At 49.3% G+C, this 14,970-nt stretch carries 10 protein-coding genes; 1 reads left to right on the plus strand and 9 read right to left on the minus strand.

What is annotated here, in order from left to right; genetic code table 11:
• Positions 1–12 precede the first annotated feature (12 nt).
• The 6 genes from J2T14_RS05265 to J2T14_RS05290 form a co-directional block, all read right to left on the minus strand.
• Positions 13–621 (minus strand): YIP1 family protein, encoded by a 609-nt coding sequence (locus tag J2T14_RS05265; RefSeq protein WP_307468603.1) that lies wholly within the window; start codon positions 619–621, stop codon positions 13–15.
• A 2-nt stretch (positions 622–623) separates the two neighbouring features.
• The gene (locus tag J2T14_RS05270; protein WP_307468525.1) at positions 624–2,087 is read right to left on the minus strand and encodes a tetratricopeptide repeat protein; all 1,464 of its coding nucleotides are present in this window, start codon (positions 2,085–2,087) and stop codon (positions 624–626) included.
• An 8-nt stretch (positions 2,088–2,095) separates the two neighbouring features.
• Entirely contained in the window at positions 2,096–2,965 is an 870-nt protein-coding gene (locus J2T14_RS05275) for a carbohydrate ABC transporter permease (RefSeq protein ID WP_307468527.1), read from the minus strand.
• A gap of 7 nt (positions 2,966–2,972) precedes the next feature.
• Positions 2,973–3,869, minus strand: a complete 897-nt coding sequence (locus J2T14_RS05280) for a carbohydrate ABC transporter permease (RefSeq protein WP_307468528.1) — start codon at positions 3,867–3,869, stop codon at positions 2,973–2,975.
• Complete coding sequence (locus J2T14_RS05285) at positions 3,866–6,838, minus strand: extracellular solute-binding protein (RefSeq protein WP_307468529.1); 2,973 nt, start codon at positions 6,836–6,838, stop codon at positions 3,866–3,868. Before J2T14_RS05285 ends, J2T14_RS05280 begins: the two co-directional genes overlap by 4 nt.
• A gap of 289 nt (positions 6,839–7,127) precedes the next feature.
• Positions 7,128–7,967, minus strand: coding sequence for a helix-turn-helix domain-containing protein (locus tag J2T14_RS05290; protein ID WP_307468531.1), 840 nt, complete (start codon positions 7,965–7,967; stop codon positions 7,128–7,130).
• Positions 7,968–8,238: 271 nt separating this feature from the next.
• Between J2T14_RS05290 and J2T14_RS05295 the strand changes: the two genes are divergently transcribed.
• Positions 8,239–9,099, plus strand: a complete 861-nt coding sequence (locus tag J2T14_RS05295; RefSeq protein WP_307468533.1) for a helix-turn-helix domain-containing protein — start codon at positions 8,239–8,241, stop codon at positions 9,097–9,099.
• Between the two features lie 174 nt (positions 9,100–9,273).
• Here the strand turns inward: J2T14_RS05295 and J2T14_RS05300 are convergent, their stop codons facing one another.
• The 3 genes from J2T14_RS05300 to J2T14_RS05310 form a co-directional block, all read right to left on the minus strand.
• Positions 9,274–11,196: a cellulase family glycosylhydrolase gene (locus J2T14_RS05300; protein ID WP_307468535.1), complete on the minus strand. Its 1,923-nt coding sequence runs from the start codon at positions 11,194–11,196 to the stop codon at positions 9,274–9,276.
• Between the two features lie 49 nt (positions 11,197–11,245).
• A complete protein-coding gene (locus J2T14_RS05305; RefSeq protein ID WP_307468538.1) occupies positions 11,246–12,430 on the minus strand; it encodes an SGNH/GDSL hydrolase family protein in 1,185 nt (394 codons plus the stop codon).
• A gap of 266 nt (positions 12,431–12,696) precedes the next feature.
• On the minus strand, positions 12,697–14,970 hold a 2,274-nt coding region (locus J2T14_RS05310; protein ID WP_307468540.1), incomplete at its 5' end, for a cellulase family glycosylhydrolase.

Below are 14,970 nucleotides of genomic sequence, written 5' to 3' on the forward strand. Positions count from 1 at the left end.
GTCTTTCCCCCCTTAACTCCGGAAGCCGATCTCTTTGATGATATTTGTCACAAAATAAGCCGACTGATTCACGAGACCGACAATCATTACAGCAACAAACCAGACAAGGAGCATCCCAAAGACGCTTACGAGCGTCGTCCAAATCGTCTTGCCCCATGCAAAATCGTGCAGCACTTTAACCTGTAGCAGCAGCAAGAACAGCATCCATACCAGCATGAAGCTGTTGATGAATCCGTAAATCGAGCCTTCCCCTTGCGACAGCACGTTTGACACCAGCGTCAACGGTACCGTGATGACGATATAGGGCAAATATACGTACGCGCTGACAACTGCAATATCCTTGAATTTGCCTTCCCCGTCGTTAATCGTGCTCACCGCCCAATTGGATACGGACCATGTAAACCAAGGAAGCACAATCCATAATACTTCGAGAAATACGGAAACCGAATACGGCTTCACGTTTACGAAAGAAAACCCCGACGCCATCAGGAAGAAAATCCGGGTACAAACCGTCAGCAGAAGAATGACGGCAATGTCTCGCACATAGGCGCCGCCTTCGTCCCGAATGTCTTCCATAAATTGAAGCGGATGGAACAATACTTTTCTCATTCGCCTGAACATGCTCACAAAGTCCTCACTCCTTCCTGCCGCTTCTTTCTCGCTGACATGTTCCGAACGATCAAGCGGATCGCGATAGAGGCGATCATTAGCGCCAGAAGAACCGACATAAAGCTACCGAATTGTTCTCGAATGACAATCTTCCGGTATTCCTTAAACGCATTGGAATAATCAGCCTGATCGCCTACGATCTTGAAGTAACTCATCGCTTCTTTGTACCGCTGTTGTCGGTAAAGCGCCTTGCCAATCGAATAGTACGCAAGATCGTAATTGCTGTTCAGCTCCAATACTTGCTGCCAAGGCCTGAACGCTTCCTCGTATTTGCCGTCGACGTACAGCTCCGATGCTTTATGCACAAGCTGTGCGAACGGCGTCGGATAGAAAACATCTATCCGGTTGCGGGTTTGATCCGCCACATAGATCATGCCGTCCGGCGATTCGGCAACGCTTGTCGGTGTCTTGAACAATCCATCCTGATTGCCGAATCCGCCGAAAGCGAACAGCATGTCGCCTAGTTTGTTGTATTGAAACAGCCTGCCTGTCGTCCGATCCAGCGCGGTAATGATGCCATTCGCGTTAACGCTGACGTCGACGATTGCCGTTTGCAGTTCTTGATTGTTGCGGATCGGAAGATACAAATCGCCGTAAGTTTGGCTGCCGTTCATATTCAACGTATCCACGCCAACCGCGCTCAAGCGCTTCACCTGGTTTTCCTCGACACCGAGCGTTGTCGTATAAATGAAGCCTTCCGCATCCTGGAATATACTGGAAAATTCTGGCGGTCGAACCGTGGAGAGCTGTTCCCGCTGTTGTTCCGACGCCATCAGTCTGACCGCGATGCGGGTCCAGTCATAAGGTACATGATTTGCACCAAAAAATCCCGCAAAGGTGCCGTCCGGCTTCAGCTGCAGCAAACCCTGGGAAGTGCCCTCGCTGACTACGAACATATACCCCCGTTTGTCAACGATCAGCTTGGACGGCGAATAGACGAAGCCTCCTGGCAAAAGCGGACTTTCCGGCACTCCGAAATCTTGAATAAATTGTCCCGATTTGTCGAACTTGGCGATTCGTCGATTTAATGTATCCGATACATATACATCGCCGTTTTCAGTGACAAAGACGCCTTTGGGACCGTTAAGCGCGCCGTCTCCCTCCAAATCGCCATATATTCCGAGAACTTGCTTTTGCGCATTGATATGCAACACCCGATTGTTCCCGCTCTCAACCACATAAATCGTACTGTCGCGCGCAATGAACAAATCCTCCGGACCCTTAAGCGGTCCCGACTCCATGTCCGTACCGTCAATGGATGTCAGAAACAAGTACGGATTAATCGAATAAATATCATTGCCTTCAAAATCATATACATATCCCTGATAGGAACTGACAGCCCCAGCCGTCATGGGAACTGCCATGAGCAACGCCAGTGCGGCTGCTATGATGCGAATCGCTTTCGTAAAGATCGCCATGGTCGGCATCACTCCTTAATTCCCGAATGGGCCATCGTTTCAAGCACCATCTTCTGCGAAATAACAAAAACAAGAATCGTTGGAATCGTCATGAGAAGGCTTGCCGCCGCTACTGTTCCGACCCTAGCGACGACGCCGGCTCCGCCCTGTATCGTCTGCAAGGCGTTCGGCAACGTTTTCATATTCTCGGTTGTCGTATAGATCGTCGCGCTGAACGGATCGTTCCATGCCGCTATGAAGCTGATCAGCGCGAACGTCGCGAGCGCAGGCTTCAGCATCGGGATAACGATAATCCAGAACGTCTTCCACTCGCCGGCGCCGTCGATTTTGACCGCTTCCAGAAGCACATCGGGAATCTGATCCGCAAACTGCTTCATAAGAAACATTCCGACCGGCGCGGCTACAAACGGTAAAATAAGCGCAAAGTACGTATTGATTATGCCGAGCTTATTGATTACAAGAAACTGCGGAATTTGCGTCACCTGCGGAGCAAACATGAGCGCGAAAATAATCATGCTGAAAATCATCTTACGAAAAGGCATGTTATGTTTGCTAAGCGGGTAAGCCGCCATCGCCGCAATTAACGCCCCCAGGACGACAATAGCTCCAGATACAATAAAGCTGTTGAAGATATACCTTGAGAACGGCACAATGGACGTTCCTGTCGCCAACACCAAGTCGTTGAAATTTCTTATCGTCGGCTCCATCACGAAAAATCGCGGCGGGAACAAAAACAGTTCCGACGTAGGTTTGAATGCCGTCGACACCATATAAATGAGCGGCGCGAGCATGAGTAAACCGAACAAGGTGAGCAGGACGTACAGAATCGTCCCCCCGAAGTCAAATCGCTTGCCTTTCACCGCCAAAGAATGTTCCATCGTTTTCTCAATCCCCGCTTCCAAGCCATTTAAATAGCAATCTGTTCAATCCGACCATAAACATAAAGAGTACAACTGCGATCGCCGCCGCATATCCCATTTCGAACCGGATGAACGCGTAGTCGAACAAATGCGTCATCATTGTGTGGCCGGCATACAACGGACTCGGCATGCCTACCAGCGCCATACTGATGTCGGCCACCTGCAACGCGCCGACTACTTGCAGAACGGCGCCGAACAATAGCTGGGGTTTGACAGAGGGTATCGTAATGTACCACAGCTGTTGCCAACGGTATTTGACGCCATCGATTGCGCCCGCTTCATACAGATCGCGCGACACGTTTTGCAGCCCCGCGAGGAAGGCAAGAAAGCCAATCCCCATATTCATCCAGAGCGATACGATAATCAGTACCGGCATAATCGTATCGATATTTTGCAGCCACAGATACGGCTCCCTCAGAAATCCCATATTCATGAGCCAGTAGTTGATAAGCCCGTATCGGTCGCCGGAAAAGAGATACAGCCACACGACCGATATCGCGACCGAGCTGGTTATCGCTGGCGTATAAAAACAGAGCGTATAGAAAAACCGGTATTTTTGCGGAATCTGGCTAATAAACCACGCTAGCAGAAACGACATGATATAGCCGACAGGGCCGGTTACAAATGCGAATTTCAGCGTATTGGCCACTGCGGTCAGAAACACATTGTCGTCGACAAACAGCAGCCTGTAGTTTGACCAGCCTATCCAGCGCGGCGCTTCCACGATGTTGTAATACGTAAAGCTCAGAAACACGGATATCCCTACCGGAATGATCGTAAACACGGCAAAGAGCAAAAGGAAGGGAGCGAGAAAATAATACGATTTCCGATATTTGATGACTTCCGTTAACATCCGGCTCATTTCGCCGCTCCTCCTTCCGGTTCTTCAAGTCCGAATTCTTCCCGCTTCTTACGAAGCTCCTTGTTGATTTCAATTACTGCGTCCTCAATCGCTTCACGTTGGTTTTTGCCGTTCAGGACAATTTCGTTCCAAGTGTTGCCGATATGCCGGCTCGTATAATAGCCGCCAAGAACAACCTGTCTTTCCTTGAACCACTTCCACTGCTCCAGCACGGCTTCAATGTCATCTTGCGGCCATGGCAGTCGGGTCAACGCTTCGACGTTGGCCGTGTTCCAACGCGCCTCGACTCCCAGCAGCGATTCCAGCTCGATGCCGAATCTCTCCTGCACGTCCGCGCTGGTCCACCATTTGATGAATTCCCAGCCCTGTTGTTTTCGGTCTGAATTGTTGAACAGAACGGCCGTTTGCGCAAGACCGCCAGTCGAACGATTGACTGTACCATCTTGCTGCCGTATGCCGGGCATTGGCTTCATCCCCCACCACCCTGTCAATTCGGGTGCTGCAGTGGACAACATCACATAGGTGGAATAGTCAGCGATCCCGATCGGCATTTCGCCAGTGCGGAACCGGTTGTAAAAATTCGCGTCCTTGCTGATTTTGTAATTCGTGAACAGCCCCGTCCACATGCGGAACGCATTCATTGCTTCTTCTGAATCAAGTGCCGATTTTTTGCCGTCCGCATGGTAGAAATCTCCTCCGTTCTGGAACAGGAACGGCGCGAACTCATTAATTGCATTATCCGTGCCGCTCACCGCATGCGGGTAATAGAAATCCATCCCTTCCTGCTGCAGGAGCGGTATGAGGTCCATCACCTCTTCCCATGTGTCGGGAATCTTGGTAATGCCCATTCCTTCCAATATGTCCTTGCGGTAAAACAGCATGTTGAAATTTTGATTTTCCGGCAGAGCGTAGTCGCCGCCGTTGTATTTGTACGGAATAAGAGCGCCTGGCCGGAAACGTGAGGCCACTTCCTCGTAATCGTCAAAATCATTCAAATTGACGAGTGCGCCGCGTACCGCGAAATCGATCGGCACATCCGCTTCGATGCCGAGCGCTACATCCGGCTGAATGCCCGTCGTCGTCGCGAGCAGCAGCTTCGTCTTATCGCCTGCCGGAACGACGTTGACGTTGACCCGAATGCCGGTTTCCGCCGTAAATTCTTCATCCGCCAACTGCTTGATGATCGTTGCCCAGTCGCGTCCGCGCGAAATCCATACTTCAATCGTCGGCATACTGTCGTCATTTTCTTCGAACACATCCCCTACTCCCCGATAATCCTTACGGAAGGACAAGAAGAAGTCGTGTACCGATGTCGTACTCTTGCTGAACCAGCTTGCGCCAGGCCTCGGCCACGGACGGTCTTCCGATTTGATGACGAAATAGTCGAGCTGCAAGCTCTGTTGGCTAAGTCCGCTGATCCACGTGCCAAGCTGCGACTGCGAATCCGAAAGCTGGCCCAGGCGGCTCGGAATCGAATCAGGCGCTTCGGCCATGTTGAGCAGTTGATTGCGAGCCATGGCGAGCGTCGCGATCTGCGAGCTCCCCTTTGACACCCCAAGCTCATACAAGAGGTTTATCGAGTCATCCAGATCTCTTGCCATGATGTGGAGACGCGGAATCAGGTTCGGAATCACTTTGTCGAGTTCCCACTCGCGGTTCGGATCCGGGTTGGTTCCGGTATACAACAGCGTTTCCCTGCTGATGAACGACATTTTCCGCGAAACATCCTGCACCCTCTCGAACACTTCGCCAAGCGCGCCGACCATCACTTCCATCCGTATCGTGTGGCGGCCCTCCTCCAGATAGAACCAGTACGGCTTCTCGTCTCCGAGCGGAGTCATTTGCCAATTGGCTTCATACTTGAAATTAATCGCTTTCATTTCATCAAAAGGAATTTCTCCGTCAAGATATAACGTACGCTGGACAGGAAGCCCGTCCAAAAACCAGTTGGCCGCTTTCAGACCAATCTGATACAAGCCAGTTTTCGGAACATCGAATTCCCACTCGATCCACTGCCCGCCAACGCGCCAGCCAGCGCCGCCCATCGTGTTCAGTCCGGTTCCCTCTTTGTTGAAAGGCTCTGTAGCCGGATCGCGCACTTCAACTCTGCGGAGCGTCGGGCTCGATTTCCGTACGGCGTCTTCCGCTTGCATCTTGATCAACGTATCGCGAACCGGTTCTACGCCCAGTTCGTTGTTATCGCTCGCATATTCCTCGTACGTCTTCAGGTGAACCGGAGAAAAGACATCAATAGTCGCAATTGCCGCCGGCTCCCTGATCGCGTTCAGCCGGATCGTGTGCCGCCCCTTCGTCAGATGAAACCGAAACGGCTCGAGCACCTTGGCGTCGGCATCCTTGATCTTGCTGTACTGCCACCCGAATACCTCCTGCTGGCTCGGGTTGTACTCATTGCCTTGACGATCCTTCCACACCGGACCGGCCTCTTCCCACATGCGCATAAACTCCAGCTTCTTCAATTGAATAAAAGGAAACTGTCCGTCGATTTGTATATTCCGAAGCACGGATGAGCGCTGGCCGTCCAAAGCATAGTAGCTCATCCCCATTTGATAGAAGCCTTCCTGCGGAACCTCTATTTCATACTCGACCCAGCTGTCTTCTTCCGATAAAACAACGACCTCCTCGTTTCTTCCGCCGATGCCCGATTCCTTGCGGACGCCGAAGCTGCTGGATGCGGCAAATTCCGCGCCATTTAACGTTATTTGAACCCCTTCCGTATCCTCGATGCCTGCCTTCCGCTTTGATTCCAAATAAATCAGATAGGATGGCTCCAATTTTGAGAATACGCTCTCGGACGCAAGAATGGATGTGTCGTCGAAGTTTTCATACTCAGGAATTCCGACCATCGTTTGATCCTCTTGGCCGCGAATGCTCTGCCACCAGATCACTCCGAAGATGAATACAACTGCCAAAATGATGGTCCCGGTATATTTTCGAATAAATACGAGCATATTTGCCTCCCCTTTTTTTCATAAACTGCCAATGACAACTTTTCCTTGTAGCGGAAAGCGCTTTCCACCGGAAAGAAAGCCATGCGCTAATTTCTTGATGCTTTCTTTTTTTTCAATTGTATAGCGTGGTTGCACTTCAAACCTTGATTTTTAAGCCATTGACTAGCACGATATAGACACCGCCCTTGCCAGCTCATAGATTCCATTCTTTACAGTTCCGCCGGTCAACGAAAGGCATGCCAAATAGCCCTCGCTTACTATGAAGAGAAGGCTGGATTGCCTTGCATTGTCACCTTTTGCGGTTACGGATATAACGTCCTGGGGGCATGCCTGCCGATTTCGTAAATTGCTTGGTAAACGAATAAATATCTCCATAACCAAGACTAGAGGCTACGTGTTTGATGGGGAGTCCAGAGAGGAGCATCATTTTGGCCTGTTCCATTAAATGTTCAATGTGATACCGCTGAGGAGAAACCCCGGTAACGGCTTTAAAATGCTTCCTGAAATTCTCATATCCCATATTGAGGGCTGCCGCAATTTCCTTCATATCATAATGGATATCATTTGAGCCGCCGATAAGTTGGCATGCCTTCGATATTTTATGATTATTGTGTACTCTCTGCGAATAATGAACGCTGCCGTGCAATCGAATCATGAGTTCTTGCACTCTCATCAGCAGGTAGGGGAGGCCTTCATCAACAGCGCCTTTAAGATGGTTTAACAAAGCCGCAAAATCAAAAATATAATCGCTCGCAATCGGCGTTGCTTGCACCTCTTTATCGGAATTGATAATTCCTAGCGTTTTCAGGTAGTGATAAACAGGATAACCTACACTAATATAAAACTCTATCCATTCCCCGTCCGGCTCGATTTCAGTGGAGTGCAAGCGTCCGGGTAAACGCTGAACCAGGTCACCAGCTTTCATAGGCATAACGGTGCCGTCCTGCGAGATAAATCGTCCTTTGCCTTGCAGAATCAAAAAACAGCTGTAATATTCAATCTTAAAGTCATATTGGGAACGGTCCGCCGTTCTTTTTCTCATGAAGCCGCATGACAAAATGCCTTGGTCGAAATCATCGCCGATACACCGGTATACGACATCATTTTCCTTTATATCATCGTAATTCATAGGGTCGATACACCTGCCAAAATAAAGGATTTAGGTTGCTGCCATTTAAAATTTTCATATGATTTTTAGGTCATTTTTGATTGTATGATTACAACCATAGCACATTTAAAATAATAATGACGGCGCTTACATTTATCTTCAATATAGGTGGTGCATGAAAAACAACATAGGATACTACTGTCAATGGCATAAGCTGCGTTCAACACGGAGAGAGCGGAAGCCTGGCATATGATGAAGCCGCAGATCTCATTCATATGAAAAGGGTGGGTTTATGAAAATCGTACGATTGGAATGGTTTACGAAGGATGAGCAGTTCCCGTTCTTTATCCAATATGGCGGACACAACGAGAACACAGACCTGCATAAGCACGATGAGTTCACCGAGCTCGTCATTGTATTGAATGGAAACGCTACGCATATCGTCAATAACGAAAGCTCCTTTATCAAGAAAGGAGATGTATTTGTTATCAACGATTCAACCTGCCATGGATACAAAGACCCTCATGATTTTAAAATATGCAATATCATGTACAAACCGGATATCCTTCAGTCGGCCGATCCAGCTCTAAGGATTTCCAACGGGTTTCAGGCTCTTTTTGTTTCGGAACCGTCTTACCTCAATATTCATCCCTATCCAAGCAAGCTCAGTTTATCGATTCCTAACCTAGAATATGTCTCTACTCTCATTTCCGTCATGATGGATGAATACCGCAACAAACTTCAGGGATATGAGACAATGCTGACTTCCCGGTTTATGGAGCTTGTCGTCTATTTGTCAAGGCAGTTTGACACGAAGGAGAAGGGCCCGTCCAGTAATCTGCTGCATTTGGCGAATGCGATTTCCTATATGGAAGATCATTATATCGAGCCGCTCACGCTGGAGGAGATCGCCGAGCAATCCGATATTTCAGTCAGGCACCTGAACCGAATCTTCCAATCCTATTATCAAACGACCCCTGTTTCCTACCTGAAGCGGCTCCGTTTAGAGCGAGCATGCTCTTTGTTGAAACAGACGAAGCTCTCCATTACCGACATTTCCCATAAATGCGGGTTTAATGACAGCAATTATTTCACTCGTCTGTTTACCAAGGCTAATGGGTGTTCCCCCAAGGCCTACAGACGGGTTCAGTAGATAACCTGAGATAGCAAGACGGTCTTCGTTGAAGGCCGACGGAAGCGCAAAATTTGCCGTCGCGCCTTCCGCGTATGGAATAGCTCCATACACCTAGCCTTTTCTAAACTTCTTATGAGAAAAACTCCTATCGGAGTATTTCAAGGATGATCGACCGCGTTTAAGCGGAAGTTTTTATCGCCAATCGGAATGATTTTCTTTACGCTTTATCGCTTTAAAGAACTTAAACATTCCGATGTGGTAAAATAAGCCGCCTGCAATAAAAAGCAATGCAATGCCCGCTGCCCAGTAGTAAATCAGCCTATTCGTCTTGTCCTGAAGCGCTGGTTCACCATCCGAAACTGACGTCCCCTTTGTCTGAGCTGGATCGTCAGCCCCCTCCGTTTGCTCCTGGGCATCCGCCTTATTCGATGGAGACGTGCCGATCACCTTGCTTCCGCTCACCGACAACCTGTAGTCGAGCACGGCTCCACTTCGGAAATGCAGCTTCAGAAGCACCTCTCCGTCATTCACTTCGTTAAAGAATTCATTGGTCAGCTTCAAAATATTCAAATTATAATCAGGCTCGAACGAATGGGCGTATTCCTGAAACGGCGTCCAACTGGCGGGCCCTGCATTGCCTCCTGCCTCGTAGACGGCCTCCATCGTTGCCAATTTGTCACCGTTATAATTAACGGGAATGACGAACATGGATCTCGTTCCTTCGATGCTTCGGACAACGGGATGATCGTAGCGGATGACGTGAAGCTTCCAGTCGGCGCCGGCCGAGAAGGTGCATGTTAGCGTTACGCTCTCGCCGGTCGTATTCGGGACATGTCCGCGGAGAAAGTCCGCCTTAAGCGTCAGTTGGTCTCCACTGATCGCATAGTCGGCGCCTGCTTCAAGCTGCCGGTCTTCAACTCGAATTCCGGTCAAGGTGTTGCCGTTTAAATTCAGGTTTACCAGCACATCTTTCGACTCTTCGCCAGGAAGAAGATAAATCGAGTCGGAAGCCGCATGCGATGATCGGCCGTTCAAGCTTGCCATCATAACTTCATAGAATGCGGGATTGCTCCATGAATACGAGCGACGGTCAAAGTGCTGGCCGTTGTCCCAAAGCATATGGGTCATTCGCTTCTCGCGCGCATAATAGGTGAAGTACTCGAGATATTTCAGGATCTCGCCATGCTGAACCGCCTCTACATCCTTGTCGAAGCCCAGAAGACCGAACTCGCCAATAATGACGGGAACTCCCCGCGCGACAAAGATGTCGTAAGCGCCGTCAAACGCTCGGACGATGTCCTTTCTCGAGGCATCATCAAATGTGGTAACTCCAAGATTTACGCTGAACGGATAATAGCCATAATAATGAATCGTTGCGATCAGATTCGGATCATCCAGTCTTTCAATTGTCTTGTAAAGCTCCCGCATGCGAGCTTCTGACGGGCTTGCCGTTACTGTCGGGAGTACGAGCGGGCGTGTTGCATTAAACCCGCCGCTGCTTCGCACGATTTGGTGAAAGGCAACGTTTAACTCGTCCAGCATCTCGAAATAGACCGGCTCATCCTTGTTCCAATCTTCCGAGAAGCGCGGTTCATTAATGCTCTCAAACATAAGCTTGCTCGGATAATCTTTAAAAAGGTGCGCGATCTGGCGCCACACGGCCTTGTACTTCTCCATCGCCGCCTCGCGATCGTTCTCCATGTTCAGCATCCAGTGCGAATCATGATGAAGGTTAATCATGACATAAAGTCCCGCATCCAGCGACCAATCGACGACCTCCCGAATTCGGTCAGTAAATAATTCTTGAATGATATATTCTGGGCCGCTCCCTAACCGGTGATTCCATGTAATTGGAATTCGTATGCTGCGGTAGCCTTGTTTCACGAGCTCTTGAATGAACTCTTCCGTCACATAGGGGTTGCCCCACGACGTTTCTCCTCCGCTCGCATCGAACGTATTGCCCAGATTCCAGCCAGGCTGCATGTCCTCAACATACTGCTGCAGGTTTCCCTCAATCGGTTCTGCATGGATGCGGACATGTGTGTAAAAAAATCCCATTATCAAGACCATGATCATAAGTATGCCGACGTACTTTCTCTGTGTAATACCGCTCACTAAATGTAACCTCCCTCATCTAATGGCCAATTGCATGAAACCGCCGCATCTACCATTCCATCACCTCTTTTATTTTAGCAATCAGCTTGTGTGCAGCTTTGGAATGGGTGGCCTCCGTCGGATGCCAATCTGCAGCGAAGCCGTCCGTCGCCGATTGAACGTCAAACTTCATAACCGAAATATTGTCATCCCCTGTTTCATTTGTATAAGCTGCGGCTGCTTGCTCCACCATCGGGTAAAGACTATCTCCCATCATGCCGAAGGCGCACAGCAAATGAGCATCCGCGTTATGTGATCGAACCTGCTTCAGAAACTCGACATAGGCATCCCTGTACTCCATTTGCTTCTCCGCATCATCCTTTGTAAACGAATAGTCGTTCGTCCCAAGATTAATGACAATGAGATCAGGTTTGAATTTATCGAAGTCCCACGGTAAGGCGATGACATCTATAGTCCCGTCTATTTTGCCGTCAGACCTTCCAATTTTGTCATAATAATTCGGAACAAGCTGTGAGACGACCTTCTGATCCGTACCGGTATAGCCGGAGATGATGCCGTAACCGCTATAGGCTACCATGCTGTAGTCGGCCTGGAGCGCAGCTGCCGTTTTGAATGCATAAGTTTTGGTCGCGTCTTCTGTCGCGGTGGAAAATCCGTGCTCCTTCACCTCATCGTCAACCCCGTAGCCGGCCGTGATCGAATCGCCGATGAACTCGATTTTCCGAGCCGAACTCGACGTCGGTTGAATCCCATCTACAGCATTAACGCGAATCTCGTGGATTCCAGCCGTAGACATGGCCGCCTCCGACAGCTTGACGATCCGAATAACTACATCCTGATCGGAAACGCTTTCAAATACGGTGTACGTCTTCAGAGGCTCATTTAACAAATCGTCTACGACTCGTTCTCCATTGACATAAATGCCTATCCTTGCATGATTGGTCTGGCCAAGCGCAATCTGGTCGCCTTTCAGCGTAACTTCCGCTCTCTTGCCGCTAAACCTGAACACCGCCCCGCTGCCGGACAACGCCATCCAAAGCGTGTCGTTTATGAAATACGTCCTGCCGATCGGCCTTACGAAGTTCTCCTCCGCTCTAAATAATTGATCTGTTTCTTTTGCTGCCATTGCGACTTCCCCCTCTTGCAATTTATTGCCCGGCTCGGCCGGCTCCCCGCATGCTGTCAGTCCGGCGCATAGGATGGCCAACAGCATCACTGTGCCTATTCGTTTCATCGCATCCCCTTCTTCAAATACGGCTGGCTTCCTCAAATTTTCTTAAGGTTCAAGCGATAATATCTTAATTTCGATTATATAGTCCCCATAAGCATCACACCTTGATTATTGAGTCAGTAACTAGCATGATATAGTCATTCTCCAGAATGATCGATCTCCTTCTTTTGCTGTCATAGCGGCTTCACCTCATCATTTTTATGGGTGTTCCATCTAATTAAAATACCTCCGAACCATTCCGGTCGGAGGTATCCAGTTCCTGAACAAGCTTATTTATTTCCAGACTGATCATGGGGAACCGTAACGGTGTCAGATGCTTCCGTAACATTCCCTGCTTGATCTATCGCTCTATAAGTGATCGTATAAACTAGAGGCTCTTTACCCTTTGCTTTTTTGGCCAGCAGCTTGAATTCCGTATCGAATGTGCCGAAATCGGCTTCTTGTACCATGGATTCGTAGCGGTCGACGGCTATGCTCGGCGTGATAGACAGCAATTCCACCTGAGACAGCTCAACATCCGTTTCAATAGTTACCTTTACTTTAACCAGCTTGTTGTTGGCCGGCCACAAGGTTTCCTTATCCAGGACAACATTCAGGGTTGGAGGAGCCGTATGAATACTCAAGCTTCTGTATGCCCACTCCGACCAGGCGCCTTGGTTATCTTGCACACGAACCCTGATCGACCAGTTGCCGTCTGCCAATTCGTCCAAAGTGTAAGAATTCGTTGCGCCATCCTGTTCGCCGCTATCAACTGCGACCGTCTCCCAAACATCATCGGACGCTTGTACCTGATAAGCGGCTTGAACATCCGAAGCATCTTCGTCATGGAACATCCAGTCAATCTGCGGACTATTCTGATTGATCGCTTGGCCATCCTCATACGAGACGATCGATACGGTTGGATCCGAATTGCCGGGACCTGGGCTTTGCTTGACAGCCATAAGCTGCTCAAGCAGCACCTTATCAATCATTTCGTTTGTATTTCGGTTGTAAAATACATTTGTAATATCCCATAAAACCGGGGTAATTCCTCGGGAATAGGCGGCACTCGCCACCGACGTAAGATAGAACCGTATCATTTCCGGTGTCTTATTTCTTGTAGCTACACCAAACTCCCCCATGATAACGGGGATGCCTTTGTCGATGAAACGTGTTTTCACCATATCCATGAGCCTGTTTAGATCAGCGAAGTCTTCATCCGTTCCCCACTCCGAACGCGCTTCTCCCCAACTCACATCCTCATCGATAATGGCGAATGTTGGAGGATTGTAATAATGGACCGATACTGCACAGCGATTTTGAGGATCGTTTGGCATCTTATAGAGTTCATCAACGGTTTTCTCAAAATCGGTTCCATAACCGCCAATCAACAGATGTCGTCGTTCATTGTTGCCACCGGAACCACGCACAATATCTACAAATGTCTGATTGATCTCATTCAGCAACGCATAGGCTTCTTCTTTGCCGCCGGGTTTAGTTTCTTGACCGCTGTAATAGTTCCATAAATCAAACCATATGCCTTCTTCATTGAAAGACTCGAACATCAGATGATCGTCATAGTCTCTGAAAGCGTCTGTCAGCTGCGTCCATATGCGTGTATATTTGTACATAGATTCTTCTTTTTCTGACGGAAACTTCTCAAACCAGCCGCCGTCCCAGTGAATATTCAGAATAACATACATACCGCTATCCAGTGCCCAATCCACAACTTCTTTTACCCGGGTCAGATAGTCAGCATTGATCGCGTAATCCTCGCCCATCATATTGGACCACGATACGGGAATTCGAAGGACGCCAAAACCTTCGTTGGCATAACCTTTAATCATTTCCTCCGTAATAATGGGACTGCCCCAGGCCGTTTCATAATTTGTAACACTGGTATTATTAATCCAGTCGCCTGTGGACTCAAACGTGTTGCCCAAATTAATGCCGATTCCCATTTCTTTGACAAGCTCCATTGTTGTGATCTCTCGCATTGGCATTGTCGGCGTGACGGTGACAACCGCCGTGGCGGCATATTGCCCGTCCGCGCTTACCGCGGTGATCGCTGCCGTCCCCGGCTTCAGTCCGGTTACCTGGTCTCCCGAGACGGTCGCAACGGAATCAACGCTCGTCGACCAGACGACCGGACGGCTGGATGCGCCGCCGTCGAATACCGGAGCGAGAGCAGCCGATTTCCCGGCCTCAACCGTCAAATCGTTTACATGGAATCCTTGCACCGTCGCACCTTGTTTAATATCGCCGCGCACGATGCCCATACCGTTCGTTCCGATATAGACCCGGCCGTACACTTGTCCATCGCCCGTAATCGTCCCTCTTGCATTCGCGAATTGATGCTGATCGTCATTAATGCGGATCCAGCTCGCTCCTTCGTCCTCCGAACGGTAGAACCCGTACTTGCCGCCATTCACTCTCAAACCGGCATAGATCGTTTTATACGTTTTGCCTGGCGCTTCTTTGCCGAAACCGACGGATACCGCCGCATCAACGCCCGCTAGCTTCTGGAAGCTCGCTCCCGAATCCGTCGAACGGAATAATCCCTC

The sequence above is a fragment of the Paenibacillus harenae genome (genome assembly GCF_030812415.1).
In the GTDB taxonomy this organism is placed as follows: domain Bacteria; phylum Bacillota; class Bacilli; order Paenibacillales; family Paenibacillaceae; genus Pristimantibacillus; species Pristimantibacillus harenae_A.

Coding starts and splice junctions, on each gene's coding strand:
- J2T14_RS05265 (WP_307468603.1), bottom strand. CDS start 621: ATGTTCAGGCGAATGAGAAAAGTATTGTTCCATCCGCTTCAATTTATG.
- J2T14_RS05270 (WP_307468525.1), bottom strand. CDS start 2,087: ATGGCGATCTTTACGAAAGCGATTCGCATCATAGCAGCCGCACTGGCG.
- J2T14_RS05275 (WP_307468527.1), bottom strand. CDS start 2,965: ATGGAACATTCTTTGGCGGTGAAAGGCAAGCGATTTGACTTCGGGGGG.
- J2T14_RS05280 (WP_307468528.1), bottom strand. CDS start 3,869: ATGAGCCGGATGTTAACGGAAGTCATCAAATATCGGAAATCGTATTAT.
- J2T14_RS05285 (WP_307468529.1), bottom strand. CDS start 6,838: ATGCTCGTATTTATTCGAAAATATACCGGGACCATCATTTTGGCAGTT.
- J2T14_RS05290 (WP_307468531.1), bottom strand. CDS start 7,967: ATGAATTACGATGATATAAAGGAAAATGATGTCGTATACCGGTGTATC.
- J2T14_RS05295 (WP_307468533.1), top strand. CDS start 8,239: ATGAAAATCGTACGATTGGAATGGTTTACGAAGGATGAGCAGTTCCCG.
- J2T14_RS05305 (WP_307468538.1), bottom strand. CDS start 12,430: ATGAAACGAATAGGCACAGTGATGCTGTTGGCCATCCTATGCGCCGGA.